The sequence below is a fragment of the Streptomyces sp. NPDC024698 genome (assembly GCF_055559015.1).
The window spans coordinates 616,955-643,534 of the sequence record NZ_JBVHLK010000002.1; the positions used below are offsets into that span (position 1 = coordinate 616,955).

General features: G+C 70.8%; 30 protein-coding genes. 3 read left to right on the top strand and 27 right to left on the bottom strand.

Annotated features, from left to right (window positions below):
* Window positions 1-130: 130 nt before the first annotated feature.
* The 4 genes from ACZ4AA_RS07145 to tsaB are packed head-to-tail and all read right to left on the bottom strand — an operon-like array spanning window position 131 to window position 2,619.
* Window positions 131-382 carry a hypothetical protein gene (locus tag ACZ4AA_RS07145; RefSeq protein ID WP_467596750.1) on the bottom strand — a complete coding sequence of 84 codons (252 nt, stop codon included), beginning with the start codon at window positions 380-382 and terminating at the stop codon, window positions 131-133.
* Window positions 379-1,482, bottom strand: a complete 1,104-nt coding sequence (tsaD, locus tag ACZ4AA_RS07150; RefSeq protein ID WP_467596753.1) for a tRNA (adenosine(37)-N6)-threonylcarbamoyltransferase complex transferase subunit TsaD — start codon at window positions 1,480-1,482, stop codon at window positions 379-381. The genes ACZ4AA_RS07145 and tsaD overlap by 4 nt, the downstream gene beginning before the upstream one ends.
* Entirely contained in the window at window positions 1,475-1,948 is a 474-nt protein-coding gene (gene rimI, locus ACZ4AA_RS07155) for a ribosomal protein S18-alanine N-acetyltransferase (protein WP_467597123.1), read from the bottom strand. The genes tsaD and rimI overlap by 8 nt, the downstream gene beginning before the upstream one ends.
* Before the next feature lie 17 nt (window positions 1,949-1,965).
* Entirely contained in the window at window positions 1,966-2,619 is a 654-nt protein-coding gene (gene tsaB / locus ACZ4AA_RS07160; protein ID WP_467596755.1) for a tRNA (adenosine(37)-N6)-threonylcarbamoyltransferase complex dimerization subunit type 1 TsaB, read from the bottom strand.
* 110 nt (window positions 2,620-2,729) lie between these two features.
* Here tsaB and ACZ4AA_RS07165 point away from each other — a divergent pair, with 110 nt between their 5' ends.
* A complete protein-coding gene (locus tag ACZ4AA_RS07165) occupies window positions 2,730-3,287 on the top strand; it encodes a hypothetical protein (protein ID WP_467596759.1) in 558 nt (185 codons plus the stop codon).
* An 85-nt stretch (window positions 3,288-3,372) separates the two neighbouring features.
* On the opposite strand, the gene ACZ4AA_RS07170 is transcribed toward ACZ4AA_RS07165, so the two are convergent.
* The 8 genes from ACZ4AA_RS07170 to glmS form a co-directional block, all read right to left on the bottom strand.
* Window positions 3,373-3,561, bottom strand: coding sequence for a hypothetical protein (locus ACZ4AA_RS07170; RefSeq protein WP_467596762.1), 189 nt, complete (start codon window positions 3,559-3,561; stop codon window positions 3,373-3,375).
* Window positions 3,562-3,749: 188 nt separating this feature from the next.
* Window positions 3,750-4,283 (bottom strand): tRNA (adenosine(37)-N6)-threonylcarbamoyltransferase complex ATPase subunit type 1 TsaE, encoded by a 534-nt coding sequence (gene tsaE / locus ACZ4AA_RS07175; protein ID WP_467596768.1) that lies wholly within the window; start codon window positions 4,281-4,283, stop codon window positions 3,750-3,752.
* A complete protein-coding gene (locus ACZ4AA_RS07180; protein ID WP_467596772.1) occupies window positions 4,249-5,481 on the bottom strand; it encodes an alpha/beta fold hydrolase in 1,233 nt (410 codons plus the stop codon). The genes tsaE and ACZ4AA_RS07180 overlap by 35 nt, the downstream gene beginning before the upstream one ends.
* A 141-nt stretch (window positions 5,482-5,622) precedes the next feature.
* Window positions 5,623-6,795: an alanine racemase gene (alr, locus tag ACZ4AA_RS07185; RefSeq protein ID WP_467596775.1), complete on the bottom strand. Its 1,173-nt coding sequence runs from the start codon at window positions 6,793-6,795 to the stop codon at window positions 5,623-5,625.
* Between the two features lie 81 nt (window positions 6,796-6,876).
* On the bottom strand, window positions 6,877-7,461 hold the full coding sequence (locus tag ACZ4AA_RS07190; RefSeq protein ID WP_467596778.1) for a L,D-transpeptidase family protein: 585 nt from the start codon (window positions 7,459-7,461) through the stop codon (window positions 6,877-6,879).
* A gap of 624 nt (window positions 7,462-8,085) precedes the next feature.
* Window positions 8,086-9,522: an NAD(P)H-hydrate dehydratase gene (locus tag ACZ4AA_RS07195; protein ID WP_467596780.1), complete on the bottom strand. Its 1,437-nt coding sequence runs from the start codon at window positions 9,520-9,522 to the stop codon at window positions 8,086-8,088.
* A 112-nt stretch (window positions 9,523-9,634) separates the two neighbouring features.
* Window positions 9,635-10,006, bottom strand: a complete 372-nt coding sequence (locus tag ACZ4AA_RS07200; protein WP_339130954.1) for a holo-ACP synthase — start codon at window positions 10,004-10,006, stop codon at window positions 9,635-9,637.
* A gap of 52 nt (window positions 10,007-10,058) precedes the next feature.
* The gene (glmS, locus tag ACZ4AA_RS07205) at window positions 10,059-11,906 is read right to left on the bottom strand and encodes a glutamine--fructose-6-phosphate transaminase (isomerizing) (RefSeq protein ID WP_467596783.1); all 1,848 of its coding nucleotides are present in this window, start codon (window positions 11,904-11,906) and stop codon (window positions 10,059-10,061) included.
* Window positions 11,907-12,059: 153 nt separating this feature from the next.
* Between glmS and coaA the strand changes: the two genes are divergently transcribed.
* Entirely contained in the window at window positions 12,060-13,049 is a 990-nt protein-coding gene (gene coaA, locus ACZ4AA_RS07210; RefSeq protein WP_339130952.1) for a type I pantothenate kinase, read from the top strand.
* A 75-nt stretch (window positions 13,050-13,124) separates the two neighbouring features.
* On the opposite strand, the gene glmM is transcribed toward coaA, so the two are convergent.
* The 4 genes from glmM to ACZ4AA_RS07230 form a co-directional block, all read right to left on the bottom strand.
* On the bottom strand, window positions 13,125-14,483 hold the full coding sequence (gene glmM / locus ACZ4AA_RS07215; protein WP_467596786.1) for a phosphoglucosamine mutase: 1,359 nt from the start codon (window positions 14,481-14,483) through the stop codon (window positions 13,125-13,127).
* A 196-nt stretch (window positions 14,484-14,679) separates the two neighbouring features.
* Window positions 14,680-15,207, bottom strand: a complete 528-nt coding sequence (gene rpsI, locus ACZ4AA_RS07220) for a 30S ribosomal protein S9 (RefSeq protein WP_467596788.1) — start codon at window positions 15,205-15,207, stop codon at window positions 14,680-14,682.
* Window positions 15,208-15,249: 42 nt separating this feature from the next.
* Window positions 15,250-15,693, bottom strand: coding sequence for a 50S ribosomal protein L13 (rplM, locus tag ACZ4AA_RS07225; RefSeq protein ID WP_037626954.1), 444 nt, complete (start codon window positions 15,691-15,693; stop codon window positions 15,250-15,252).
* A gap of 223 nt (window positions 15,694-15,916) precedes the next feature.
* A complete protein-coding gene (locus tag ACZ4AA_RS07230) occupies window positions 15,917-17,113 on the bottom strand; it encodes a glycosyltransferase 87 family protein (RefSeq protein WP_467596790.1) in 1,197 nt (398 codons plus the stop codon).
* 74 nt (window positions 17,114-17,187) lie between these two features.
* Between ACZ4AA_RS07230 and ACZ4AA_RS07235 the strand changes: the two genes are divergently transcribed.
* Window positions 17,188-18,075: a hypothetical protein gene (locus ACZ4AA_RS07235; protein ID WP_467596792.1), complete on the top strand. Its 888-nt coding sequence runs from the start codon at window positions 17,188-17,190 to the stop codon at window positions 18,073-18,075.
* Between the two features lie 113 nt (window positions 18,076-18,188).
* On the opposite strand, the gene truA is transcribed toward ACZ4AA_RS07235, so the two are convergent.
* From truA to rplO, 11 genes are all read right to left on the bottom strand, one after another.
* A complete protein-coding gene (gene truA / locus ACZ4AA_RS07240; protein WP_467596795.1) occupies window positions 18,189-19,055 on the bottom strand; it encodes a tRNA pseudouridine(38-40) synthase TruA in 867 nt (288 codons plus the stop codon).
* 92 nt (window positions 19,056-19,147) lie between these two features.
* A complete protein-coding gene (rplQ, locus tag ACZ4AA_RS07245; RefSeq protein ID WP_351555371.1) occupies window positions 19,148-19,645 on the bottom strand; it encodes a 50S ribosomal protein L17 in 498 nt (165 codons plus the stop codon).
* Window positions 19,646-19,882: 237 nt separating this feature from the next.
* Window positions 19,883-20,905, bottom strand: coding sequence for a DNA-directed RNA polymerase subunit alpha (locus ACZ4AA_RS07250; protein ID WP_003966937.1), 1,023 nt, complete (start codon window positions 20,903-20,905; stop codon window positions 19,883-19,885).
* Window positions 20,906-21,083: 178 nt separating this feature from the next.
* On the bottom strand, window positions 21,084-21,488 hold the full coding sequence (rpsK, locus tag ACZ4AA_RS07255; RefSeq protein WP_006376016.1) for a 30S ribosomal protein S11: 405 nt from the start codon (window positions 21,486-21,488) through the stop codon (window positions 21,084-21,086).
* 69 nt (window positions 21,489-21,557) lie between these two features.
* Window positions 21,558-21,938 carry a 30S ribosomal protein S13 gene (rpsM, locus tag ACZ4AA_RS07260; protein WP_081218901.1) on the bottom strand — a complete coding sequence of 127 codons (381 nt, stop codon included), beginning with the start codon at window positions 21,936-21,938 and terminating at the stop codon, window positions 21,558-21,560.
* 216 nt (window positions 21,939-22,154) lie between these two features.
* Window positions 22,155-22,268: a 50S ribosomal protein L36 gene (rpmJ, locus tag ACZ4AA_RS07265; RefSeq protein WP_003998809.1), complete on the bottom strand. Its 114-nt coding sequence runs from the start codon at window positions 22,266-22,268 to the stop codon at window positions 22,155-22,157.
* Between the two features lie 68 nt (window positions 22,269-22,336).
* Complete coding sequence (infA, locus tag ACZ4AA_RS07270; protein ID WP_003948620.1) at window positions 22,337-22,558, bottom strand: translation initiation factor IF-1; 222 nt, start codon at window positions 22,556-22,558, stop codon at window positions 22,337-22,339.
* A 291-nt stretch (window positions 22,559-22,849) separates the two neighbouring features.
* Entirely contained in the window at window positions 22,850-23,689 is an 840-nt protein-coding gene (gene map / locus ACZ4AA_RS07275; protein ID WP_467596800.1) for a type I methionyl aminopeptidase, read from the bottom strand.
* 220 nt (window positions 23,690-23,909) lie between these two features.
* Complete coding sequence (locus ACZ4AA_RS07280; RefSeq protein ID WP_355760888.1) at window positions 23,910-24,566, bottom strand: adenylate kinase; 657 nt, start codon at window positions 24,564-24,566, stop codon at window positions 23,910-23,912.
* Complete coding sequence (gene secY, locus ACZ4AA_RS07285; RefSeq protein WP_467596803.1) at window positions 24,566-25,879, bottom strand: preprotein translocase subunit SecY; 1,314 nt, start codon at window positions 25,877-25,879, stop codon at window positions 24,566-24,568. The genes ACZ4AA_RS07280 and secY overlap by 1 nt, the downstream gene beginning before the upstream one ends.
* Window positions 25,880-26,122: 243 nt before the next feature.
* Window positions 26,123-26,578, bottom strand: coding sequence for a 50S ribosomal protein L15 (rplO, locus tag ACZ4AA_RS07290; protein ID WP_003974249.1), 456 nt, complete (start codon window positions 26,576-26,578; stop codon window positions 26,123-26,125).
* Between the last annotated feature and the right edge of the window lie 2 nt (window positions 26,579-26,580).

The following is a 26,580-nucleotide window of genomic DNA, read 5'->3' on the forward strand; positions in this document are numbered from 1 at the left end:
GCCGCGGGGGGCCGGCCGCCGAGTGAGGGGAGGCGACCGGCCCCCGGAGCGCGCGGGTGACGCGTCCGGCCGTGATCTCCGGCGCGGGGCCCCGTGCCCGCACGGGACCCATCGGCCGGACGCCCGCCCGTCAGCCCACCGACTCGAAACGCCACCTGTGCACCGCCCGGGAGACCAACTCATCGTCAGGGTCCGACAGTTCGGGAAGCTCGGCGTGGTACTCGGCGTCCCACCAGGTGATGACGAGGACCCGGTCCTGGGGGGCGCGGAGGATCTCCTGGCGCACCGGCTCCCCGGGGATCTTGTGCGCCCGCACCCAGGCGAGCAGGTCCTCGCCCCGGCCGGCGGCCGCCCTGGCCTCCCACATCACGGCGACGGTCACGGGTACAGGTTCTCCTTGGCGACCTCGTGCACGTGATCGTGCGTGTGCGTGTGCCCGCGCCCCGGCACGTGCGGGTCCGTGACCGGCAGCGAGGAGTCCGCCGACAGGTCCCAGTCGGAGGCGGCCCGGTTGCGGGCGACCATCTCGGCGCCCAGCGCGGCGACCATCGCGCCGTTGTCCGTGCACAGCTTGGGGCGCGGCACCCGCAGCCGGATCCCTGCCGCCTCGCACCGCTCCTGGGCGAGCACGCGCAGCCGTGAGTTCGCGGCCACGCCACCGCCGATCATCAGGTGGTCGACGCCCTCGTCCTTGCACGCGCGGACGGCCTTGCGGGTGAGCACGTCCACCACGGCCTCCTGGAAGGACGCGGCCACGTCGCGCACCGGCACCTCCTCCCCCGCCGCCCGCTTCGCCTCGATCCAGCGGGCCACGGCGGTCTTCAGACCGGAGAAGGAGAAGTCGTAGGCGGGATCGCGCGGGCCGGTGAGGCCGCGCGGGAACGTGATGGCCTTCGGGTCGCCCTCCTTCGCGTACCGGTCGATGACCGGGCCGCCGGGGAAGCCGAGGTTCAGCACCCGGGCGATCTTGTCGAAGGCCTCGCCGGCCGCGTCGTCGATGGTCGCGCCCATCGGCCGTACGTCGGAGGTGATGTCGGTGGACAGCAGCAGCGAGGAGTGGCCGCCGGACACCAGCAGGGCCATCGTCGGCTCCGGCAGCGCGCCGTGCTCCAGCTGGTCCACGCAGATGTGGGAGGCGAGGTGGTTGACGCCGTACAGCGGCTTGCCGAGCGCGTAGGCGTACGCCTTCGCGGCCGAGACCCCGACGAGCAGCGCCCCGGCGAGACCGGGTCCGGCGGTGACCGCGATGCCGTCCAGGTCCCTGGCCGACACCCCCGCCTCCTTCAGCGCCCGCTGGATGGTCGGGACCATCGCCTCCAGGTGCGCCCGGGACGCGACCTCGGGAACGACCCCGCCGAAGCGCGCGTGCTCGTCGACGCTCGACGCGATCGCGTCCGCGAGCAGCGTGTGCCCGCGGACGATGCCGACACCGGTCTCGTCGCAGGAGGTCTCGATGCCGAGGACGAGAGGTTCGTCAGCCATGGGTCTCTGTTCCTTGTACGGAGGTCGATGGGTCGTGCAGCCGCATCACCAGGGCGTCGATGTTCCCCGGCTGGTAGTAGCCGCGCCGGAAGCCGATCGGCTCGAAGCCGAAGCGCTCGTACAGCTTCTGCGCGCGCACGTTGTCCACGCGGCATTCGAGCATCACCTCGGCGCAGTCGAAGTCGCTCGCGGCGCGCAGCAGTTCGGTGAGCAGCCGGCCGCCGAGGCCGGTGCCCCACTGGTCCTGGCGCACCGCGATGGTCTGCACGTCGCCCAGGTCTCCCGAGGCGGCGAGCCCGGCGTAGCCGACGAGCAGGTCGCCGTCGCAGGCGACCAGATAGCGCCGGGTCGCCTCCGGGCCGCGGGCATGGGCCAGTTCGGACCAGAACATGCCCCGGGACCAGGCGTCCACGGGGAACAGTTCCTTCTCCAGCTCCAGGACGGGATCGATGTCCCACCAGCGCATCTCGCGCAGCACGACGGTCACTTGGGGGTGACCACCTTGTAGTTCTTGGGCACCTGGGCGTCCGGGCGGCGCAGATACAGCGGCCTGGGCGGCTCCAGTTCCCCGCCCGCGGCCAGCCTCTCGGCGGCCAGGGAGGCGAGGGCCGCGGCCGAGACGTTCTCGGGTGCGCGGGCGTCCTTGAACGTGTCGGGGTACAGGACGGCGCCCGCGCCGACGGCGGGCAGCGCGGCGATCGCCTCGTCGATCTCGGCGGGGCGGTCCACAGCGGGCTCCGAGAGCCGGGTGCGGCGGTCGGCGTAGCGCGCCCAGTAGACCTCCTTGCGCCGGGCGTCCGTGGCGACGACGAACGGTCCCTCCACGTCGGCCGCGTAGGCGAGCCCGTCGAGGGTGCACACGCCGTACACGGGCACGCCGAGCGCGACCGCGAACGTGTCGGCGGTCATGAGGCCGACGCGCAGCCCCGTGTAGGGGCCGGGGCCGACGCCCACGACGATGCCGGTGACGGCGTCCAGCCTGAGGCCTGCCTCGGTGAGCACCCGGTCGACTGCCGGCAGCAGCAGCTCTCCGTGCCGGCGCGCGTCCACCTGGCTCGACGAGGCGATGACGGACGTGCCGTCGTGCAGGGCGACGGTCACGGCGGGGGTGGCGGTATCCAGAGCGAGCAAGAGCACGCAAACAGCCTACGGCGCCGGAGCCCGGAGCAAGGCCGCCCGGGACTCCCGTCCCTCGGCTGCTACCGTCAACGCAAGGACGTACGAAGGTCGAGAGGTGGGCACACAAGGTGGCTAGGAGCAGCTCGGGAATCGTGGCCGGGCTCACCGTGGCGGCGCTCGCGGCAGTCGGCTTCCTCGCCTTCCAGGCACAGGCGAACGTTCCGGACACCCTGGGCAAGCCGAGCGGAACCGTTTCCGTCAAGACCTCCGCCCCCAAGACGTCCAAGACGGCCAAGAAGGACCCGAACGCGCTGCCGGCCTCGTCCGGCGCCGGTGCGCGGGTCGTCTACTCGCTCGGCACCGACCGGGTGTGGCTCGTCGGCGCGGGCGACAAGGTGAAGCGCACCTTCCAGGTCACCCCGGGCACGGTCGACCCGGCGGTCGGCACCTACGCGGTCTCGACACGGGCGGGCGCGGTCACCGGGTCCGACGGGACGCAGATCGAGCACGTCGTGCGGTTCACCCTGGTCAACGGTGTCGCCATCGGCTTCAGCGCGGCCGTGAACGGCTCCACGGACGCGCCGGACCCCGAGAAGAAGCTCGGCGGCATCCGTACCGCGCGCCCCGACGGCGACGCGATGTGGGCGTTCGCGACCGTGGGCGCCAAGGTCGTCGTCATCAAGTGACCCACGGTTCCCCGCCGCGGCCCCGACGGCCGCTGCCCTGACCTCGCCGCGATCCCGGCGGGCGCCACGCCGGCCCCGCTCGGGCTCAGGCGGCCCTGCGGGGGTGTTCGACGGCGGCCGGTTCGGCCAGGGGCGGGGCGGGCGGCCTGGACACGGCCTCCGCCATCGCGCACGCCGCCAGCAGATCCCGCATCGACACCCCGGCCGCCGTGCGCGGCGCGGCCGTCACGTCACGTTCTGAAGCCGGCACTTCAGCCGACTCTGCTGCCGACATGGACGCCTCCTCGAGCTTCGGGGGCAAGCGTGGTTAGGTAGACCTAACTACGTACTGATGTCCATGTGACCACGGCGGGGACGCGGAACGCAATATTTTGCCGACGACCTGTCGGAAACGTTGGCCGAATGTACGAGCGAAGGACACCCGTCCCGCCCAAGAGCGGCGGCGAGGGCGGCCCGCCCCGCTCAGACCGCGAGCACCGTCAGATCGACGGCGGCCCAGCGCCGCCCGAGGCCCGTGACGCTCACGTGCCGCACCTCGTCGGTGGTGTCGCCGACGGCCCGGTGGACGACCACGTGCAGCCGGTCGTCGGTCAGCTCCTCGACCTTGCCCTCGCCCCACTCCACGACGATCACGGAGTCGGACAGCGAGACGTCGAGATCGAGGTCCTCCATCTCGTCGAGCCCGCCGCCGAGGCGGTACGCGTCCACGTGCACGAGCGGCGGTCCGTCGCCGAGGGAGGGATGGACGCGGGCGATGACGAAGGTCGGCGAGGTGACGGCTCCGCGCACGCCGAGCCCCTCGCCGAGTCCGCGGGTCAGCGTGGTCTTGCCCGCGCCGAGCTCGCCGTTCAGCATCACGAGGTCGCCCGCGCGCAGCAGTTCGGCCAGTCTGCGGCCCAACTCCTTCATCTGTCCGGGAGAGTTGACGGTGATCTGCGCGCCGACGCCGTCCTGGGCGGGCTCAGCCGGGCTGTGCGCTGCTGCTGGTGCTTCCATAAGGGCCCACGGTAGCCCCTGCCGGCACGGCCCCGGCGCGCACGAGAAGGTCGGCGAGGCGGTCTATGACGACCTCGGGATGCTCCAGCATGACCAGATGTCCGGCGTCGGGGACGAGCACCAGCTCGGCGTCCGGCAGCAGGTCCGCGATGGCCTCGCTGTGCTCGCTCGGCGTCACCAGGTCCTTGACCCCGGCGAGGACGAGGACCGGGAGCCCGGCGAAACGGGCCAGTGCCGCGGTCTTGTCGTGCTCGGTGAACGCCGGGTAGAACTCGGCGACCACGTCGATCGGCGTGCCCTCGATCATCCGTTCGGCGAACCGCTCCACGGCCGGATCGACGTCCCGGCTCGCGAACGAGTACCGCTTGATGACCCCGGCGAACAGATCCGCCGTGGCCCGCCGCCCCCGCTCCACCAGGGCCGCCTGCTGCCCGAGCGCCTTCAGCACCCCGGGAAGCACGCGCCGCACGGCGGCGACGCCCGCGACGGGCAGCCCGAAGTTGACCTCGCCGAGCCGCCCCGAGGACGTACCGACCAGGGCGACGCCGACGACCCGGTCGCGGATCAGCTCGGGGAAGTGGTCGGCGAGCGCCATGACGGTCATGCCGCCCATGGAGTGCCCCACGAGCACGATCGGTCCTTCGGGCACCGCCGCCTCGATGACGGCGAGCAGGTCGCGGCCGAGCTGGTCGATCGTGACCGGCTTGTGGTCCTCCAGCTGGGCCACCCCGCGTCCGGACCGTCCGTGGCTGCGCTGGTCCCAGTGCACCGTGCGCACGACACCGCGCAGCGCGGCGCGCTGGAAGTGCCAGGAGTCCTGGTTGAGGCAGTAGCCGTGGCTGAAGACGACGGTCACGGGGGCGGGGGCCTTGCGGCCGAAGAGCCGGCGCCGGCGCGGGGCGAGCGCGGACTCCGGCTCGGCCTCGTCCACCTCGTAGTACAGCTCGGTGCCGTCGTCCGCGTACGCCTTGCCGGGCGTCCCGCGCAGCGTGCCGTACGGGCCGGTCGAGTCGAGGGCGAGCCGCGCCTTCTTGCGCATGCCCCGTCCGACCGTGAGCCGCTCGATCGCGACCCCGGCCGCGGCGCCCGCCGCGACCACGCCTATCGCGGCCCCGGCGACCGAGGCCTTGCGCCAGTTCCCGGCGGAGGCGGCGGCCGAGGCCGCGCTCACGACGGCCTCCGCGCTGGTCTCGCTCACGTCCCGCTCCTCTTCGCTCCGGCTCTCGGCTGTCGGCTGTCGGCTGTGGGTGGTACGCGCGGCGGCGCGGCTTCCGCCCGCCGGGTGCCGCCCGGCGCCGTTCACCCGCCGGGTCCCGCGCGCCTGTTCGGCTAAGGGGTGTTACCCGCCTTGTTCCTCTTTCACCTTCACGTAGACGCGCGGAACGCGGGTTCCGATGCGTGTCACGATCTCGTACGCGATCGTGCCCGCCGCGCGCGCCCAGTCCTCGGCGGTGGGCTCGCCGCCGTCGCCGGGCCCGAAGAGGACCGCGCGGGCCCCCGCCTCCGGCTCGTCGCCGCCGAGGTCGACGACGAACTGGTCCATGGCGACACGGCCCGCGACGGTACGCCACTTGCCGCCGACCAGGACGGGGCCTGTACCCGAGGCGTGCCGCGGGACACCGTCCGCGTAGCCGACGGGGACGAGGCCGAGGGTGGTCTCGCCCGGGGTGACGTAGTGGTGGCCGTAGCTCACGCCGTGGCCGGCCGGTACGTGCTTGACCAGCGCGAGCGAGGCGCTCAGGGTCATCACCGGGCGCAGTCCGAAGTCGGCGGGGGTGCCGAGCTCGGGGCTCGGCGAGATCCCGTAGACCGCGATCCCGGTCCGTACGAGATCGAAGTGGCTCTCGGGAAGGGTCAGGGTCGCGGGCGAGTTGGCGATGTGCCGCACCTCGGGGCGGACGCCCCGTTCCTCGGCGTACGAGACCATCTCGCGGAAGAGCGCGAGCTGGGCCTGGATCGAGGGGTGGCCCGGCTCGTCGGCGCAGGCGAAGTGGGACCACAGGCCGGTGACGGTGATCAGTCCGCGGGCCTCGGCGGCCAGGGCCCCGGCGACGAGCTCAGGCCAGTCGGCGGGCTGGCAGCCTGCCCGCCCGAGACCGGTGTCGGCCTTGAGCTGGACCCTGGCCCGCGTCCCGACGGCCTCGGCGGCCGCCACGGCCTCCGTGAGCGCCCACATGTCGCTGACCGACACGTCGATGTCTGCTTCGATGGCCTCGGCCCAGGGGCCGCCCGGCGTCCAGAGCCAGCACATGACCCGGCCCGGCAGACCCGCGGCCCGCAGCGCGAGCGCCTCCTCCGGGGTGGCCGTGCCGAGCCAGGTGGCGCCCGCCTCGCGCGCGGCGCGGGCGCACTGGACCGCACCGTGGCCGTACGCGTCGGACTTGACCACGGCCATCAGGGCCGCGGTCGGCGCGTGGGCACGCAGGGCCCGCACATTGGCGCGCAGGGCGGCCAGATCGATCTCGGCGCGGGCGCGCAGGGGCGCGGTCCGCGGGTGTGCTGTCTCTGTCATCGCGCCCCAGTCTCTCAGAGGCGCACGGCGGCCCTTCGGCACCGGTCCCCGCTCCATGCCTCGGGGCCGCCCCCGGTGTGTCTATCCGCGGTGCCTTCGGCCCCACACGTAGACGTGGTCGCCCTTTCCGAGCACCTTCCACAGCCCGCGGGCGTCGGCGAGCCGTAGATTCACGCAGCCCATCGAGCCGCCGCGGGTACGGATGCTGCCGCGGACGGCGTGGAAGGCCTGGCCGCCGCTGAAGAACTGGGCGTACGGCATCGGGCTGTTGTACAGGGTCGACCAGTGGTGGCGGTGCCGCCAGTAGATCCTGAACCAGCCCGTTCGGGTGGGGTGCCGGACCCCGCCGCTGCGCATCGGCACCGGGCCGAACACGATCCGGCCCCGCTGCTGGACCCAGGTGCGCTGGTGGGTGAGATCGACGCAGGCGACCCGGTAGGAGCGGACCGGGCATCCGCGCAGGGTCCTGGCGCGCGCGGCTGCCGACAGCGCCCGCATCCGGGCCCAGGTCGCCGCTCCGGGGGTCCCGGTGGCGGGCTCGACGCCGTGCTTCTTCTGGAAGGCGCGGACGGCCCGGCAGTCGGCCGTCGACGGCTTCCCGTCCGCCCTCAGCTTCAGCCACCGCTCGGCCCGCCGCTGATAAGGCCCCCCACGCCCCTCGCACACCACGCCGGACCGGCCGGCGGCCCCGCCGGAACCAGACCCGCCCGCCGCACCGCCACCCGGAGCCACTCCTGACCCGGCCGACGCGCCGCTGCCCTGAGTCAGCCCGGACCCGGCCGGTCCGAAGCGAACGGGCACGGACCCGGTGGGCGCGGACGTCGTCGGCATGAACCCGCGTGAGGTGAACGTGTCCGGTGTGCGCCTGTCCTCGGACGTGCCGCGCGGGCCCCGCCCCACGCCGTGACCGCCCACATCCGTCGGCAGTATCCGGTCACCCGGGGTGTCCCCCGGCCAGGACCGATGCGGTCCGCTCACCGCGCCGGGCCACGGTCGGCCGGTGTGCCCGGAGGGAGGCGGCAGCGGAGCGGACACGGCCGCCCCCGCCCCGACGGGCACGGCCGCCACCGCCGCCAGCAGCACCGCGATCCCCCGGCAAGCCCTTCGTCTGCTCATCACGCGAACAGACATACGCAACATCACCCGCCCCCGCGCCGCGCCACACGCAACGAGTCCCCCGATCGCGGCAACGCCTCCGGCACCTGCTTCCCGGGGTGCACGGGGCCGGGCGGACCGGACCGGGCATACGCAGGCCGGACCTGGCGGCCCGGGACGGGTCGATCGGGTGGGTCAGTGGGGGGTGAGGGTGTTTCGCCAGGCCTCGGGGATGGCCTCGGCCACGTCGTGCGCTCCGGCGGGGGCGCCGTCCGCGGCGAAGCGGCCGGCCAGACCGTGCAGGTACGCGGCCACGCTTCCCGCGTCGAGCGCGGAGAGCCCCGAGGCGAGCAGCGACCCCGCCAGACCCGACAGCACGTCCCCGCTCCCCGCGGTGGCCAGCCACGCCGTCCCGGTGGCGTTCACCCGCACCGCGCCGCCGGTGGGACCGGCGACCAGGGTCGTCGCGCCCTTGAGGAGCACCGTCGCGCCGTACAGCCCCGCCAGCTCCCGTACGGCGGCCAGCCGGGCCTCCTCGACCGCCTCCCGGGCGATCCCCAGCAGCGCGGCGGCCTCCCCGGCGTGCGGGGTCAGCAGCGTCGGCGCGCTGCGGGCCCGTACCGTCCCCCGGTCGGCGAGCCGCAGCCCGTCCGCGTCCACCAGCACCGGCACGTCCGCGTCCAGCACCTCCGCGACCGCCGAGGCGTCGTCCCCGGCCCCGGGGCCCACTACCCAGGCCTGCACCCGCCCCGCCTTCGACGGCCCGGAAGAGGACACCAGCGTCTCGGGGAAGCGCGCGAGGACGGCGTCCGCCGCGGGCCCGACGTAGCGCACCGCCCCGGCCCCGCCGCGCAGCGCCCCGGCCACGGCGAGCACGGCCGCCCCCGGGTAGCGGGCGGACCCGGCGGCGATCCCGACGACACCGCGCCGGTACTTGTCGCTCTCCGCGCCGGGAAACGGCAGCCGGGCAGCGACATCGGCGTGCTGGAGTGCCTCCAGATCGGCCGGGTCCGGCAGGTCGAGCCCGATGTCCACGAGCCGTACGGAACCGGCGTACCCGCGCGCCGGGTCGACGAGCAGCCCCGGTTTGTGGGTGCCGAAGGTGACGGTGAGGTCGGCGCGGACGGCCGGGCCGAGCACCTCCCCGGTGTCCGCCTCCACCCCGCTCGGCAGGTCGACGGCGACGACGGCGGCACGGGAGCCGTCCGCGAGGGCGGCGAGTCGCGCCGCCTCGGGCCGCAGGCCGCCCTTGCCGCCGATCCCCACGATGCCGTCGAGCACGAGGTCGGCGTGCCGCAGGAGCGGTTCGGCGGCGCCGGGCGCGGCCGAGGTGCCTCCGGCGCGCAGCAGCGCCGCCAGTCCCCCCGGGTGGGTCCGTCCGGGAGCGAGCAGCACCGCGGTGACACCGGCCCCGCGCCGGGCGAGACGCGCCCCGGCGTACAGGGCGTCGCCGCCGTTGTCCCCGCTGCCGACCAGCAGGACCACCCGGCGGCCGTACACCCGGCCCAGCAGGTCCGCGCAGGCGGCGGCGAGCCCGGCGGCCGCCCGCTGCATCAACGCCCCCTCGGGGAGCCGTGCCATCAGCTCCCGTTCGGCGGCTCTCACGGTCTCCACGCTGTACGCAGTACGCATGGTGCCGAGTCTCCCGCACCGGCCCACCCCGTGCCCGCTCCCCGCACCGGGAGCCCGTGTCGGGCGGGCCCGCGTGGCTCCGTAGCGACCGGCCCGGTGGGCACGCCCCCGGTCACCCCTCCGCCACCACCACCGCCGAGGCCACCCCGGCGTCGTGACTGAGCGACACGTGCCAGGAGGACACGCCCAGTTCGGCCGCGCGGGCCGCGACCGTGCCCTTCACCCGCAGCCGCGGCCGGCCGCTGTCCTCCACGTAGACCTCGGCGTCCGTCCAGTACAGCCCCGCCGGGGCGCCCAGCGCCTTGGCGAGCGCCTCCTTGGCCGCGAAGCGGGCCGCGAGCGAGGCGATGCCCCGCCGCTCACCGCTGGGCAGCAGCAACTCGCTCTCCACGAAGAGGCGTTCGGCCAGTCCGGGCGTCCGCTCCAGCGACGCCCGGAACCGGTCGATCTCGGCCACGTCGATCCCGACCCCGATGATGCTCATGCCGAAACCCTAGAGGGCGGGACCGCTCCGGGGTCTCACCCGGCCGTGCCGCTCACTCCACCGTCACGGACTTCGCCAGGTTGCGCGGCTGGTCCACCTCGTTGCCCCGGGCCGTCGCCAGCTCACAGGCGAACACCTGGAGCGGAACCGTCGAGACCAGCGGCTGGAGCAGCGTCGGCGTGGCCGGGATGCGGATCAGATGGTCCGCGTACGGGACGACCGCCTCGTCACCCTCCTCCGCGATGACGATCGTGCGGGCGCCCCGGGCCCGGATCTCCTGGATGTTGGAGACGATCTTGTCGTGCAGCACCGAGCGCCCGCGCGGCGAGGGGGCCACGACCACGACCGGCATGTCCTCCTCGATCAGCGCGATCGGCCCGTGCTTGAGCTCCCCCGCCGCGAAGCCCTCGGCGTGCATGTACGCCAGCTCCTTGAGCTTCAGGGCGCCTTCCAGCGCGACCGGATAGCCCACGTGGCGGCCCAGGAACAGCACGGTGTCCTTGTCCGCGAGGGAGCGCGCGAGCTCCCGTACGGGCTCCATGGTCTCCAGGACCCGTTCGACCTCGCGGGAGATGCGGGACAGTTCCCGGATGACGGCCTGGATCTCGTCGCCCCACTTGGTGCCGCGCACCTGGCCCAGGTACAGGGCCACCAGATAGCAGGCCACCAGCTGGGTGAGGAACGCCTTGGTGGAGGCGACGGCCACCTCGGGTCCCGCGTGCGTGTACAGCACCGCGTCGGACTCGCGCGGGATCGTCGAGCCGTTGGTGTTGCAGATCGCCAGCACCCGGGCGCCCTGCTCGCGGGCGTGCCGCAGGGCCATCAGCGTGTCCATGGTCTCGCCGGACTGCGAGATGGCGATGACGAGCGTCTGCCGGTCCAGGATCGGGTCCCGGTAGCGGAACTCGCTGGCCAGCTCCACCTCGCACGGGATGCGCGTCCAGTGCTCGATGGCGTACTTGGCGATGAGCCCGGCGTGGAAGGCGGTCCCGCAGGCGACGATGACGACCTTGTCGGCCTCGCGCAGCGCCCGCACCGGGATGCGCACCTCGTCGAGCGTGAGCGAACCGGCCGCGTCGATCCGTCCCAGCAGGGTGTCGGCGACCGCCTTGGGCTGCTCGGCGATCTCCTTGAGCATGAAGTAGTCGTAGCCGCCCTTCTCCGCCGCCGACGCGTCCCAGTCGACGTGGTACGAACGGACGTCGGAGGGGCTGCCGTCGAACCCGGTGACGGTCACCCCGTCGCGGCGCAGTTCGACCACCTGGTCCTGGCCCAGCTCGATCGCCGACCGGGTGTGGGCGATGAACGCGGCGACGTCCGAGGCGAGAAAGGCCTCGCCCTCGCCGACCCCGACCACCAACGGCGAGTTCCGGCGGGCGCCCACGACCACGTCCGGCTCGTCGGCGTCCACCGCGACCAGCGTGAACGCGCCCTCAAGACGCCGGCACACCAGCCGCATCGCCTCGGCCAGGTCCGCGCAGGAGGAGTACTCCTCGGCGAGCAGATGGGCGACGACCTCGGTGTCCGTCTCGGAGGACAGGTCATGGCCCCGCTCGGCCAGTTCGGCGCGGAGCACGGCGAAGTTCTCGATGATGCCGTTGTGGACGACGGCGACCCGGCCCGCGTTGTCGAGATGGGGATGGGCGTTGGCGTCCGTGGGACCTCCGTGGGTGGCCCAGCGGGTGTGCCCGATGCCCGTCGTCCCGGCCGGCAGCGGTCTGCCGGCCAGCTCCTTCTCCAGGTTGACCAGTTTCCCGGCCTTCTTCGCGACGGCGAGTCCCCCGTCCGCGAGGACGGCGACACCCGCCGAGTCGTATCCCCGGTACTCGAGCCGCTTCAGTCCGGCCATCACCACGTCGAGCGCCGGCTGCGACCCCACATATCCCACGATTCCGCACATGGCGGCAGCGTACGGTCCGACGGCGTCCCGCATCGGGCTCACCGTGCCCGCCATCGGAAATTCCGGCCGCCTCGGGGGACGGCCGCGGGCCGCGGGCACCCGGCGTGACGGACCCCACCCTCCATCCCGTCCATACTCCCGTAACAATGGACTGTGATCTCTCCGGTCTCCTCGTTGCCGCGGAGCGCCCACCGGTCGAAGCCGGAGGCGACTCCCTACGTCGACCTCACCCGTGCCGAGTGGAGCGCGCTGCGCGAAAAGACGCCGCTCCCGCTGAACGCCGAGGAGGTCGAGAAGCTGCGCGGTCTGGGCGATGTCATCGACCTCGACGAGGTGCGGGACATCTATCTGCCGCTGTCACGGCTGCTGAACCTGTACGTGGGCGCCACGGACGGGCTCAGAGGCGCTCTGAACACCTTCCTGGGCGAGAAGGGCTCGCAGTCCGGCACCCCGTTCGTCATAGGCGTCGCCGGCTCCGTGGCCGTCGGCAAGTCCACCGTGGCGCGGCTCCTCCAGGCGCTGCTCTCCCGCTGGCCCGAGCACCCGCGGGTCGAGCTGGTCACCACGGACGGCTTCCTGCTCCCCACCAAGGACCTGGAGGCGCGCGGGCTGATGTCCCGCAAGGGCTTCCCCGAGTCCTACGACCGCCGGGCCCTGACCCGGTTCGTCGCGGACATCAAGGCGGGCAAGGACGAGGTGACGGCGCCCGTCTACTCCCACCTGATCTACGACATCGTGCCCGGCGAGCGGCTCACGGTCCGCCGTCCCGACATCCTCATCGTCGAGGGCCTGAACGTGCTCCAGCCGGCGCTGCCGGGCAAGGACGGGCGCACCCGGGTCGGCCTCGCGGACTACTTCGACTTCAGCGTGTACGTCGACGCCCGCCCCGAGGACATCGAGCGCTGGTACCTCAACCGCTTCCGCAAGCTGCGGGCGACGGCGTTCCAGAAGCCCGACTCGTACTTCCGCAGGTACACCCAGGTCTCCGAGGAGGAGGCGCTGGACTACGCCCGGACGACCTGGCGCACCATCAACAAGCCGAACCTGCTGGAGAACGTGGCTCCCACCCGCGGCCGGGCGACCCTCGTCGTGCGCAAGGGCCCGGACCACAAGGTCCAGCGCCTGAGCCTGCGCAAGCTGTAGCCCCCCGTACAGCCGTGAGGCCCGGCACCCCGAGGGTGCCGGGCCTCACGGCTCGGACGGTGCCGGCGACACGGCCTAGCCGAGTGCCGACTTCACGGCGTCGGCGAGGCGCGCGCCCACCGAGCGGGCGTGGTCGATGTCGGCGGCCTCGACCATGACGCGGACGAGCGGCTCGGTGCCGGAGGGGCGCAGCAGCACCCGCCCGGTGGTGCCGAGCTCCTGCTCGGCGTCGGCCACCGCGGCGGCGAGCTCGGCGGAGGTGGAGACCCGCGTCCGGTCGACGTCGGGGACGTTGATGAGGACCTGCGGCAGCCGCCGCATGACCGAGGCGAGGTCCTGGAGCGTACGGCCGGTCTGGGCGACCCGGGCGGCCAGCAGCAGGCCGGTGAGCGTGCCGTCGCCGGTGGTCGCGTGGTCGAGGATGATGACGTGGCCGGACTGCTCGCCGCCGAGCGCGTAGCCGTGCGCCTTCATCTCCTCCAGGACGTAACGGTCGCCGACCGCCGTCTGGATGAGGGCGACGCCCTCGCGCTCCATGGCGAGCTTGAAGCCCAGGTTGGACATGACCGTCGCGACAACGGTGTCGGAGCGCAGTGCGGAACGCTCCCGCATCGCCAGCGCGAGAACGGCCAGGATCTGGTCTCCGTCGATCTCCTCGCCCGCGTGGTCCACCGCGAGGCAGCGGTCGGCGTCGCCGTCGTGCGCGATGCCGAGGTCGGCGCCGTGCTCGACCACGGCGGCCTTGAGGAGGTCCAGGTGGGTGGAGCCGCAGCCGTCGTTGATGTTGAGGCCGTCGGGTGCCGCGCCGATCGTGATGATCTCGGCACCGGCCCGCGCGAAGGCCTCGGGCGAGACCCGGGCGGCCGCGCCGTGCGCCTCGTCCAGGACGACCTTCAGACCGTCGAGGCGGTTCGGGAGAACACCGATGAGGTGGGCGACGTACTGGTCGAAGCCCTGGTCGTAGGACTTCACACGGCCGACGCCCGAGCCGGTCGGGCGGTTCCAGGGGGCGCCGGTGCGGTGCTCCTCGTAGACGCCCTCGATCCGGTTCTCCAGCTCGTCGGCGAGCTTGTGTCCGCCGCGGGCGAAGAACTTGATGCCGTTGTCGGGCATGGCGTTGTGGCTGGCGGAGAGCATCACGCCGAGGTCGGCGCCCAGCACCCCGGTGAGATAGGCCACGGCAGGCGTGGGCAGCACGCCGACGCGCAGGACGTCCACACCGGCGCTGGCGAGGCCGGCGACCACGGCGGCTTCCAGGAACTCCCCGGACGCGCGCGGATCCCGCCCGACCACCGCTACAGGCCGGTGGCCTTCGAACGTGCCCGCCTCGGCGAGTACGTGCGCCGCCGCAACGGAGAGCCCGAGCGCGAGCTCGGCCGTCAGATCCGCGTTGGCGACACCACGCACGCCGTCCGTGCCGAAGAGTCGTCCCACTTGTCCTCCTGAGAAAGCTGCAAAGTACGGAAGTCCCCCGCAGGATACGGAGTCATCCGATCACATGAGCCTTTGAGCACCTTGTGCCGTTATACGCCCAACCACTGTGATAAACGAACGCCCCGGCAGCACGGTGACCGTGCCGCCGGGGCGTTCGGAGCTACGCGTATGTCCGCGCAGAAGCAAGCAGCGAAGATTAACGCTTGCTGTACTGCGGGGCCTTACGGGCCTTCTTGAGACCGGCCTTCTTGCGCTCGACCGCACGGTCGTCGCGCTTGAGGTAACCGGCCTTCTTGAGGGCGCCGCGGTTGTTGTCCACGTCGGCCTCGTTCAGCGCGCGGGCCACGCCGAGGCGCAGGGCACCGGCCTGACCGGAGACGCCGCCACCCGAGATGCGGGCGATGACGTCGTAGCGGCCGTCGAGCTCGAGCACCTTGAAGGGCTCGTTGACTTCCTGCTGGTGCACCTTGTTCGGGAAGTAGTCCTCGAGCGTGCGCCCGTTGACCTTCCACTTGCCGGTGCCCGGGACGATCCGGACGCGGGCGATGGCGTTCTTGCGACGGCCCAGGCCCGCGGCCGGCTGCGGGTCGCCGAAGCGGCCCGCGAGCGACTCGGAGGTGTACTCGCCCTCGACGGGCACCTCGGACTCGCTGGTGTAGCTCTCGATGTCGACAAGCTCGGTCTCAGTCTCTTCGACCGGCTGCTCAACGGTGGTCTCGGCCACGATTCTCCTCAGATTCTTTTTCGTCTTAGGGGGTGGCCGGAACTACTGCGCGACCTGGGTGATCTCGAACGGGACCGGCTGCTGCGCAGCGTGCGGGTGGTTCTCGCCCGCGTAGACCTTCAGCTTCGAGAGCACCTGACGGCCCAGGGTGTTCTTGGGGACCATGCCCCGGATGGCCTTCTCGACGGCCTTCTCGGGGTTCTTCGCCAGCAGCTCGTCGTAACGGACGGAGCGCAGACCACCCGGGTAACCGGAGTGGCGGTACGCCAGCTTCTGGGTCTTCTTGTTGCCGGAGAGGTGCACCTTGTCGGCGTTGATGATGATGACGAAGTCACCAGCGTCGACGTGGGGGGCGTAGATCGGCTTGTGCTTGCCGCGCAGAATGTTCGCAGCAGTGGTCGCCAGACGACCCAGGACGACATCCTGGGCGTCGATGACGTACCACTGGCGAGTGATGTCGCCGGGCTTGGGGCTGTACGTACGCACGGTCGTAGCCTTCGCTTCTTCAGTGAGTGGGTCCTGACATGGCCACCACGGACGATCACGACAGCCCTGACCGCACTGCGGTGACGCATACCGCGTGCTGGTCGCTGGTCATCGGCCCCGGTGGACCGGTGTAAGGGCCCCTCACGTGAGAATGAGCAAGCCAATACACATAACGAACCGCAAGCTTACCCGCGGTGCCCCGGAAGGGTCAAAACGCGAGTGCTCACACCCTCGTGGCCCGTCGCTCCCGTCGCTGAGCGACGAAGCGGACCGGTCCGGCGAGCGGCAGATGACGGTCACGCCGAAGCGCCACCGATGCGGTCATTACACACAGGGTAAAGCAGTCCCGGAGGGAACGCCGGGTCACCGCTCGCAGCCAGGGCCAGTCGGCGCCGGGCACCTGGGGCACCAGCGCCAGCCAGAACCAGGGCCCGCGGGCCGCCGAGCCGGGATACGGCAGCCCCGCGAGCAGCAGCGGCACCACGACGAGCAGATAGTGGTCGTAGGACGGCCGGGACACCAGGAACGCCGAGAGCATCAGCAGCACCGCGGTCTCGGCGAGCCGCAGCGGCCCGGGAACACCGCGCGACCAGCGGCGGTACGCGGCCAGGACCCCGGCGCCGGCCGCCACGCCCGCGAGCGCGACCGCCACCGGGGACGGCACGCCCAGCCGCGGCAGGACGGCCACCGGAGAGGCCTCGTAGAGCCGGACGAAGCGGTCGTGGCCGCGCAGCAGGAACGGCAGCGTCCGTGTGACGAACGCCGCAGGATCGGGCATCAGCAGAGCCGCCCCGCCGGACGCCAGGGCCGGCACCAGGATCGCCCCGGCCAGCGCCCGCCGTCGGCGCGCGAAGACGAAGAGGAGGGCCACGGGCGCGAGCAGCGGCTTCAGGGCGAGGGCCACGCCGATGACCACCCCGGCCCACCCCCAGCGCTCCCGCGCGGCCAGCAGCAGGGCGAGCGGCAGCGCCGCGGCGGCGGTCACGGTCCAGTTGCCGAGCGAGACCAGATGCCCGAAGGGCGCGAAGCCCAGAGCGAGCGCCGCGGGTCCGAGCACCCCGAGCCGGCTGTGTCCGGGCACCCCGTGGACCCGCAGGGCGCAGAGCCAGCCCGCCAGCAGCAGCACCGTCACCGTCAGCGGCACCAGCACCCGGAGCGCGTCCACGGGCAGCAGGGCCTGCGGCACCGCCGCGAGCACCGCGCTCGGGAGATAGAGGAAGTGCCGGTCCGCGTAGGGCGAACCGCCGTCCAGCCAGGTCCGCGCCGCCCGCACGACGATCGCGTTGTCCATGCCTCCGTCCGAGGTGCGCAGCGCGACGCCCACGACATGCGCGCACAGCACCACGGCCGTGGCCGCCCACGCGTGCCAGGAGGCCCTACGCACCAACCACCCGGAGATGTCACTTTTGCCCTTGCGCATTCAGATCACGCTAGGGGCTCAAGTGCCCGGTGGAGCTGACCGGCACCCCCCAACCCCCGTCTAAGATGCGGCGCATGAGTTATGGGCAGGGTGGGCAGGGGCAGCCCCCGTGGGACCCCTGGAAGCCGGGGTCTCAGCAAACGCCTCAGTGGAACAACCAGCGTTCCAGCGGGAATCCCGACTGGGCCGCCATGGCGGAGGCTTCCGAGACGCGCAACAAGCGCCGCAAAGTGCTGTTGATCGTGGGCGGGGCCGTGGCCACCGTCGCGGTCGGCGCTGCCGTGGCCATGGCCGTCGCCAACGCGAACGGGAACAACGAGGCCGGCAACCAGCCGTCCAAACTGCCCGCCAGTTCGGACATCCCCGGCGCCACGACTCCGGCGCCGTCCTTCGAGCCGACCTCGGCTCCGCCGCCGCTGGACCCGAAGCAGTTCATAGCCAGCGCGCAGAAGGACACCGCGCCGCTGAGCCCGGACATCCTCTTCCCCGGCACGCAGCTCACCATGGGCGACCGCGTGTACCGCAAGGGTCCGACGGCGGACACGAAGAACTGCGCGTCGGCCGCGAAGGGCACGCTGCCGCCGGTCCTCACCAAGGACGGCTGCACCCGCTTCATGCGGGTCACCTACGTCAAGGACGGGGTGGCGGTGACGGTCGGCGTCGCGGTCTTCGACAACGAGGCCCAGGCGAGCAAGGCCAAGGCCGACGCGGACAGCAAGAGCATCATCGCCTCGCTCCCCGGCAACGGCATCAAGGGGTTCTGCGACTCGGCGGTCTGCCGTTCGACCACCAACGCCTACGGCCGTTACGCCTACTTCACCCTCGCCGGATTCACCAACGGCAAGGACGTGACGACCAAGGACGCCGCGGTGTTCACCACCGGCGACGACCTCGCGGAGTTCGCGTTCCGTCAGATCAGCCGGCGCGGCCAGGCCCAGGCGTCGGCCGCGGCCAACCGGTAGCGGTCCCGGTCGCGGCGGCCGACGAACACCGGCCGCCGCGACGGGCCCCGTACGGCACTTGACGGCCGCTCAGAGCAGCGGACCCGGTTCGGGCCCGCGCCGGTGAGCGGGCGTCAGCAGGACGCGCATCCGGCCCCACCCGGCAACGTCCGCTTGTTCCGCGCCTCCTTGCTCCGCGCGGCCAGCAACTCGTCGGCGGGGTAGCCGACTTCCTCAAGGGTCAGCCCGTGCGGCCGTACGACGTGAACGGCCGAGTCCCGTACGCCGGCGGCCAGCACCTTGCCCGGCCAGTCCGGCCCGCGGTGCCCGTCCCCGACGAACAGCAGGGCTCCGATCAGCGACCGCACCATGTTGTGGCAGAAGGCGTCGGCCCGCACGGTGGCGGTGATGACACCGTCCTCGCCCCGCACGAGGCTCAGTTGCTGGAGCGTGCGGATGGTCGTCGCGCCCTCGCGCTTCTTGCAGTAGGCGGCGAAGTCGTGCTCCCCCAGCAGCCCCCTGGCCGCCTCGTTCATGGCGTCCACGTCCAACGGCCAGTCGTGCCACAGGACATGACTGCGCAGCAGCGGATCGACACCGCCGGGCTCGTCGGTCACGCGGTAGGCGTAGCGCCGCCAGATCGCCGAGAAACGGGCGTTGAAGCCCGTCGGCGCCTCGGTGAGCGACCACACCCGCACGTCCTTCGACAGCCGCCCGGCCAGCCGCTTCAGCAGCTTCTCCCGGTGCTCGGCCCACAGTTCCTCGGGGAGGTCCACGTGGGCCACCTGGCCGCGCGCGTGCACTCCGGCGTCGGTGCGCCCGGCCACGGTCAGCTCGTACGTGGTGTCCTTCGTCCGCGTCACCGTCCGCAGCGCGTCCTCGATCTCGCCCTGGACGGTCCTGCGTCCCCCGGCCTGCTTGGCCCACCCGGAGAACTCGCTCCCGTCGTACGACAGGTCCAACCGCACCCGCACGAACCCGGGCTCCGCTTCGTCACTCACACCTAGATCCTCTCAAGCCCGGGTTCCTCCCCGGAAACGCGAAAGCGGGCCCGCCCCCGAAGGGACGGACCCGCTCACAGCAAGGCAGTGCCTCAGGCGTCCTTCGACTCCTCGGCGGGAGCCTCGACGGCGTCCTCGACCTTGGTGTCCTCGACCTTGGCCGGGGCCTCGGTCTCCTTGACGGCACGCTTGGTGGCGGCCTCGGCCTCACCGGTGGCCTGCTGGGCCACGGTCAGGGCCTCCACCAGCTCGATGACAGCCATGGGCGCGTTGTCGCCACGGCGGTTACCGATCTTGGTGATACGGGTGTAACCACCCGGGCGGTTCTCGTAGCGCGGGCCGATCTCGGTGAAGAGCGTGTGCACGATGCTCTTGTCCGTGATCACCGAGAGCACCTGACGGCGGTTGTGAAGGTCACCCTTCTTCGCCTTGGTGACCAGACGCTCCGCGTAGGGACGCAGGCGACGGGCCTTGGCCTCGGTGGTGGTGATGCGGCCGTGCTCGAAGAGCGACTTCGCGAGGTTCGCGAGGAGCAGCTTCTCGTGCGCGGCGCTGCCGCCCAGACGGGCACCCTTGGCGGGCTTCGGCATTGTTTCTCCTAGGTGTCTGCCCCGGCCGTACCAGGTACCGAGGTCAGTGTCCGAGCGGGCGATCGCCCGTCGAAGATCCGGCACTTTTCAGCACCGGAGGAACCGGGCCCCGTCAGGGGCGCGGGGCGGAGTCGACATGCGACTCCGTCGCGAGTGCGCGACCAGCCACGGCCGGCCGGCAGTCGCGATCGGTCCGGCGGGACCACCGCCCAAGGACGGCTGTCCCGCCGGAGGCGATCAGTACTGCTCGGTCTCCACGAAACCGGCGTCCGCGTCGTCGTCGGCGCCGAAGGCGTCGGCGGCGGCGGTCGGGTCGAATCCGGGCGGGCTGTCCTTGAGGGCCAGGCCCATGCCGGCCAGCTTCGCCTTGACCTCGTCGATGGACTTCGCACCGAAGTTGCGGATGTCCAGGAGGTCGGCCTCGGAGCGGGCGACGAGCTCACCCACGGAGTGGATGCCCTCACGCTTGAGGCAGTTGTACGACCGAACGGTGAGCTCGAGCTCCTCGATCGGCAGGGCGAGATCAGCGGCGAGGGCGGCGTCCGTGGGGGACGGGCCCATGTCGATGCCCTCGGCGTCGATGTTGAGCTCGCGGGCCAGACCGAACAGCTCGACCAGGGTCTTACCGGCCGACGCCATGGCGTCACGCGGACGCATGGCCTGCTTGGTCTCGACGTCGACGATCAGCTTGTCGAAGTCGGTGCGCTGCTCGACACGGGTCGCCTCGACCTTGTACGTGACCTTCAGCACCGGCGAGTAGATCGAGTCGACCGGGATGCGCCCGATCTCCTGACCGACCTGCTTGTTCTGCACGGCGGAGACGTAGCCGCGACCGCGCTCGACGGTCAGCTCCATCTCCAGCTTGCCCTTGCCGTTGAGCGTGGCGAGGACGAGGTCGGGGTTGTGGACCTCGACACCGGCCGGGGGCGCGATGTCGGCGGCGGTGACCAGACCCGGGCCCTGCTTGCGCAGGTACATCACGACCGGCTCGTCGTGCTCCGAGGAGACGACCAGCTGCTTGATGTTGAGGATCAGGTCGGTGACGTCCTCCTTGACGCCCGGCACGGTGGTGAACTCGTGCAGGACACCGTCGATGCGGATGCTGGTGACAGCGGCTCCGGGGATCGACGAGAGGAGGGTGCGGCGCAGGGAGTTGCCGAGGGTGTAGCCGAAGCCCGGCTCCAGCGGCTCGATCACGAACCGGGAGCGGAATTCGTCGACGACCTCTTCGGTCAACGAGGGGCGCTGAGCGATCAGCATGTGGTGATCAGATCCTTCATTCGTGGACGCCCGCTATTTGACGTCCGCCAAAACCTGGCCTCCGAAGAGACCGGGTACAGCAAGGGTACGGGCGATACGGCCCTTTTACGGAGCCGTACCGCCCGAAAACCTCAGTCCTGCACAGGGCCGTCGCAATCGACGACCGAGCGGCCGTGCGTCAGACGCGGCGGCGCTTCGGCGGACGGCAGCCGTTGTGCGGGGTGGGGGTGACGTCCTGGATCGAGCCGACCTCGAGGCCAGTGGCCTGGAGGGAGCGGATCGCGGTCTCGCGACCGGAGCCCGGGCCCTTCACGAAGACGTCAACCTTGCGCATGCCGTGCTCCTGCGCGCGACGGGCAGCCGACTCGGCGGCCATCTGCGCGGCGAAGGGGGTGGACTTGCGCGAGCCCTTGAAGCCGACGTGGCCGGCGGAGGCCCAGGAGATCACGTTGCCCGCGGGGTCCGTGATCGAGACGATCGTGTTGTTGAACGTGCTCTTGATGTGAGCGTGCCCGTGAGCGACGTTCTTCTTTTCCTTGCGGCGCACCTTCTTGGCAGCGCCCTGACGACCCTTGGGGGGCATCTATTTCTCCTACGGGGAGGTGGTCGGTCCTACAGCGAAGACCGCTGATGAAGCGTTGTCCGCTGAGGACTACTTCTTGCCCGGCTTCTTCTTGCCGGCGATCGCGCGACGCGGGCCCTTGCGGGTACGAGCGTTCGTGCTGGTGCGCTGACCGTGCACGGGCAGGCCACGACGGTGGCGGATGCCCTGGTAGCAGCCGATCTCGATCTTGCGGCGAATGTCGCCCTGGATCTCGCGACGGAGGTCACCCTCGGTCTTGATGTTGGCGTCCACGTACTCGCGGATCTTGACCAGCTCCTCCTCGGAGAGGTCACGAACGCGCGTGTTGGGGTTCACGCCAGTCTCGGCCAGCGTCAGCTGGGAAAGGGTCCGGCCGATGCCGAACACGTAGGTGAGGGCGACCTCCACGCGCTTTTCGCGCGGGATGTCAACACCGGAAACGCGTGCCATTCAATGGCTCCAGTTGTCGTTCGGAGGTCTTCCGCAGAACCGGATCCCGCCCGCCGTCGTCCTCTGATCCAAGGGATCGAGGAGTCGGTACGCATCGGGTCCCCGGCCTCCGACCGGGGGTGTCAGGCCTGATGAGACTCAGCCCTGGATCCTGCGTATGAACATGTACTACTGCGTCGCGCGAAGATCTGCGGGTGCAGAAGGTGCGGTCGTGCGTCAGCCCTGGCGCTGCTTGTGGCGCGGGTTTTCGCAGATGACCATGACCCGACCGTGACGGCGGATCACCCTGCACTTGTCGCAGATCTTCTTGACGCTCGGCTTGACCTTCATTAGGTGAGGTTCTCCGGGTCAGTGCCACCCCCCGCGTCCCGGAACGGGAACACGGAGCAAGGCAAGATCTACTTGTAGCGGTAGACGATCCGGCCGCGCGTCAGGTCGTACGGAGACAACTCCACCACGACCCGGTCGTCAGGGAGGATGCGGATGTAGTGCATGCGCATCTTGCCGCTGATGTGCGCCAGGACCTGGTGGCCGTTCTGGAGCTCCACCTTGAACATCGCGTTCGGAAGAGACTCAACGACAGTGCCCTCGATCTCGATGGCACCTTGCTTCTTGGCCACGCTTTGCCCTTCGAATCGACTACCTTGATCGACTTCGTGCGAGCGCATGCAGACATGCGGGTGCACGAGAGCCGACGAGTCAGTCTACGTCAGGGCTCCCGGAAAGACGAATTGGTCTCCGTCCGCCGCCGCCACTCATGACGATGCCCCACCCTTCGGCGCGGTATGCGCGAGGGGCGGGGCGGGCCGATTGCACGGCCGTCGAAGAAAACGGGCGGGGGAAATGCGTCGCGAGATATCGAACTCAGGATCGATATCAGGTGATCGCTCGAACGCGCGCGCGGTCCGGCGTCAGCCCGCGAGGGGGTCGGGGGCCGCCGTGACCCCGTACTCGGCGAGCTTGGCCCGGCCGCAGTCGGGAGCCGTGAGGACCAGCGGGCCCTCCGGCGTCAGCGCCACGGAGTGCTCCCAGTGCGAGGACCAGGTCCCGTCCGCGCTGATCACGGTCCAGTCGTCCTCGAGCACCTCGGTCCGCGGTGTGCCGAGCGACACCATCGGCTCGATCGCCAGGCACAGACCGGGAACCAGCTTCGGCCCCTTGCCCCGCTTGCGCTCGACGTAGTTCAGCAGGTGCGGGTCCATGTGCATCTCGGTGCCGATGCCGTGGCCGCCGTAGTCCTCGACGATGCCGTACTTGCCGCCGCCCGGCTTGGGCTGGCGGCGGATGTAGGTCTCGATGGCCCGGGAGATGTCGACCAGGCGGCCTCCCACCTTCATGGCCGCGATGCCCGCCCACATCGACTCCTCGGTCACCCGGGAGAGCTCGATCAGTTCCGGAGCGTGCCCGGAGCCCACGAACGCGGTGAACGCGGCGTCACCGTGCCAGCCGTCCACGATCGCGCCGGCGTCGATGGAGATGATGTCGCCGTCCTTCAGGACGGTCTTGTCGTCCGGGATGCCGTGGACGACGACCTCGTTGACCGAGGTGCAGATCGTCGCCGGGAAACCGCCGTACCCGAGGAAGTTCGACTTGGCGCCGTGCTCGTCGAGCACCTTGCGCGCGACCTCGTCCAGGTCCCGGGTCGTCGCGCCGGGCACCGCCGCTTCCCGCGTGGCCGCATGGATGGCCGCGACGACCAGCCCCGCCTCACGCATCTTGGCGATCTGCTCGGGGGTCTTGATCTGCACCATGGTGGCTGCGGCCTTTCTGGACCGGAACTACGGACTACTCCAACGATACGGGGGACACGACCCACCCCGCCCGGGGTCATGGGACCCCGTCACGCACAGGGCCCGCGCCCTGCCCGTCTCGCACGTCGGCCGCGGCACCCGGTGAGGGTGCCGCGGCCGATGCGACGTACATCTTCACGCTCCCCGCGGTACCTGCGTACCGCGGAGCGGACCGCGGGGACTAGGCGTCCTCGCGGGCCAGCGCCTCCATCGAGCGCGCCGTGACGTCTTCCACCTTGCCGAGCGCCGGGATCGTGACGACCAGGCTCTGGGCACGGTAGTAGTCGATGATCGGCTCGGTCTGCGTGTGGTAGACCTCCAGCCGCGTGCGGACGGTCTCCTCGGAGTCGTCGTCACGCTGGTACAGCTCGCCGCCGCAGACGTCACAGACGCCTTCCTGCTTCGGAGCCTTGTACGACACGTGGAAGACGTGCGAGGAGTCGTTGCGGCAGATGCGACGGCCCGCGATACGGCGGACCACCTCGTCCTCGGGGACCTCCAGGTCCAGCACCGCGTCCAGCTTCATGCTCTCGCTGCTCAGCATCTCGTCCAGCGCCTCGGCCTGCGAGACGTTGCGCGGGAAGCCGTCGAGCAGGAAGCCGTTCTCCGCGTCGGGCTGCTCCATGCGGTCCTTGGCCATGGCGATGGTGACCTCGTCCGGTACCAGTTCGCCCTTGTCCATGTAGGACTTCGCCAGCTTGCCGAGCTCCGTCTGCTGAGAGATGTTGGCGCGGAACAGGTCGCCCGTTGAGATGTGCGGGATCGCCAGATTCTTGGCGAGGAACGCGGCCTGCGTTCCCTTCCCGGCACCGGGCGGCCCGACGAGGACGATTCGCATCAGCGGAGGAACCCTTCGTAATTGCGCTGCTGAAGCTGACTCTCGATCTGCTTCACCGTCTCAAGGCCCACACCCACGATGATGAGGATGCTGGTGCCACCGAACGGGAAGTTCTGGTTTGCCCCGAAACCAACCAACGCCACCGTCGGCACGAGAGCGATCAGCCCCAGATACAGCGAACCCGGCCAGGTGATCCGGTTGAGTACGTAGCTGAGGTACTCAGCGGTCGGCCGGCCAGCCCGGATGCCCGGGATGAAGCCACCATACTTCTTCATGTTGTCGGCGACTTCCTCGGGGTTGAACGAGATCGCCACGTAGAAGAACGCGAAGAACACGATCAGAAGGAAGTACAGAGCGATGTAAATCGGGTGGTCACCCTTGGTCAGGTTGTTCGTGACCCAGGTTTTCCAGCCGGAGTTGCTCTTCGAGAACTGGGCGATCAGGCTCGGAATGTAGAGCAGCGACGACGCGAAGATGACAGGAATCACACCTGCCTGGTTGACCTTCAGCGGAATGTAGGTCGACGTGCCGCCGTAGGAACGGCGACCGATCATGCGCTTCGCGTACTGAACGGGAATCCGGCGCTGCGCCTGCTCGACGAAGACCACCAGACCGACCATGCACAGACCCACCGCGATGACCGTGCCGAACTCGATCCAGCCACCGGCCAGCTTGCCCTGGATCTTGACGGTCCACAGGGCGCTGGGGAAGGTCGCGGCGATCGAGATGAACATCAGGATCGACATGCCGTTGCCGATGCCGCGGTCGGTGATCAGCTCACCGAGCCACATGACGACACAGGTACCGGCGGTCATCGTGATGACCATCGTGATCGTGGTGAAGATGGACTGGTCGGGCACGATCTGGTTGGCCACGGGGCAGCCGGAGAACAGCGCGCCGCTGCGCGCGGTCGCCACCAGGCCCGTGCCCTGGAGGATGGCGAGCGCGACCGTCAGATAGCGGGTGTACTGCGTGATCTTCGCCGTGCCGGCCGAGCCCTCCTTCTTGAGGGCTTCCAGTCGCGGGATCACCACGGTGAGCAGCTGGAGAATGATGCTCGCCGTGATGTACGGCATGATCCCGAGCGCGAAGATCGTGATCTGGAGCAGCGCGCCGCCGCTGAACATGTTGATCAGGCTGAACAGGCCGCGGTTCGAGTCGGCCATGTTCATGCACGACTGGACATTCTTGTAGTCCACGCCGGGGATCGGAATGTGGGTACCGACCCGGTAGACCACGATGATGCCGAGCGTGAAGAGCAGCTTCTTGCGCAGGTCGGGCGTCCTGAACGCCCGGGCGAACGCGGTGAGCACGGTGCCTCCTGCGACCCCCGCGCTAGGCGACAGAGGGTGACGGTCTTGAGGTTCGACGGATGACTGACAGCTAACCAACAGTCAAAGACCGCCCGGAGTTCCCGTGAGGCACGCCGGACGAAAATTAACAGTGCAGGCCACCTTACCGGCGACACTGCCCCCCTAGGAACGACCAACCGGGGATGCCCCTTTTGTGGGCACCCCCGGTCGGGATCGTTCAGGTCATCGAGACGCCTGCTGAAATCAGACGAGCTCGGTGACGGTACCGCCGGCGGCGGTGATCTTCTCCTTGGCGGAGCCGGAGACGGCGTCGACCGTCACCTGCAGCGCCACGGAGATCTCGCCCTGGCCGAGGACCTTGACGAGGCTGTTCTTGCGAACGGCACCCTTGGCGACGAGGCCCTCGACGGTGACCTCGCCACCCTCCGGGTACAGCGCGGCCAGCTTGTCGAGGTTCACGACCTGGAACTCGGTCTTGAACGGGTTCTTGAAGCCCTTCAGCTTCGGGAGACGCATGTGGAGGGGCATCTGCCCGCCCTCGAAGCGCTCCGGAACCTGGTAACGGGCCTTCGTGCCCTTGGTACCACGACCGGCCGTCTTACCCTTCGACGCCTCACCACGACCGACACGGGTCTTCGCGGTCTTGGCGCCGGGGGCGGGACGGAGGTTGTGGATCTTGAGCGGGTTGTTTTCCGCCATGA

Coding starts and splice junctions, on each gene's coding strand:
- tsaD (WP_467596753.1), bottom strand. CDS start 1,482: ATGGCTGACGAACCTCTCGTCCTCGGCATCGAGACCTCCTGCGACGAG.
- rimI (WP_467597123.1), bottom strand. CDS start 1,948: ATGCGCTGGTGGGACATCGATCCCGTCCTGGAGCTGGAGAAGGAACTG.
- ACZ4AA_RS07170 (WP_467596762.1), bottom strand. CDS start 3,561: ATGTCGGCAGCAGAGTCGGCTGAAGTGCCGGCTTCAGAACGTGACGTG.
- tsaE (WP_467596768.1), bottom strand. CDS start 4,283: ATGGAAGCACCAGCAGCAGCGCACAGCCCGGCTGAGCCCGCCCAGGAC.
- alr (WP_467596775.1), bottom strand. CDS start 6,795: ATGACAGAGACAGCACACCCGCGGACCGCGCCCCTGCGCGCCCGCGCC.
- ACZ4AA_RS07195 (WP_467596780.1), bottom strand. CDS start 9,522: ATGCGTACTGCGTACAGCGTGGAGACCGTGAGAGCCGCCGAACGGGAG.
- ACZ4AA_RS07200 (WP_339130954.1), bottom strand. CDS start 10,006: ATGAGCATCATCGGGGTCGGGATCGACGTGGCCGAGATCGACCGGTTC.
- glmS (WP_467596783.1), bottom strand. CDS start 11,906: ATGTGCGGAATCGTGGGATATGTGGGGTCGCAGCCGGCGCTCGACGTG.
- ACZ4AA_RS07230 (WP_467596790.1), bottom strand. CDS start 17,113: ATGCGCAAGGGCAAAAGTGACATCTCCGGGTGGTTGGTGCGTAGGGCC.
- ACZ4AA_RS07235 (WP_467596792.1), top strand. CDS start 17,188: ATGAGTTATGGGCAGGGTGGGCAGGGGCAGCCCCCGTGGGACCCCTGG.
- rplQ (WP_351555371.1), bottom strand. CDS start 19,645: ATGCCGAAGCCCGCCAAGGGTGCCCGTCTGGGCGGCAGCGCCGCGCAC.
- ACZ4AA_RS07250 (WP_003966937.1), bottom strand. CDS start 20,905: ATGCTGATCGCTCAGCGCCCCTCGTTGACCGAAGAGGTCGTCGACGAA.
- rpsK (WP_006376016.1), bottom strand. CDS start 21,488: ATGCCCCCCAAGGGTCGTCAGGGCGCTGCCAAGAAGGTGCGCCGCAAG.
- rpsM (WP_081218901.1), bottom strand. CDS start 21,938: ATGGCACGCGTTTCCGGTGTTGACATCCCGCGCGAAAAGCGCGTGGAG.
- rpmJ (WP_003998809.1), bottom strand. CDS start 22,268: ATGAAGGTCAAGCCGAGCGTCAAGAAGATCTGCGACAAGTGCAGGGTG.
- map (WP_467596800.1), bottom strand. CDS start 23,689: ATGGTGCAGATCAAGACCCCCGAGCAGATCGCCAAGATGCGTGAGGCG.
- ACZ4AA_RS07280 (WP_355760888.1), bottom strand. CDS start 24,566: ATGCGAATCGTCCTCGTCGGGCCGCCCGGTGCCGGGAAGGGAACGCAG.
- rplO (WP_003974249.1), bottom strand. CDS start 26,578: ATGGCGGAAAACAACCCGCTCAAGATCCACAACCTCCGTCCCGCCCCC.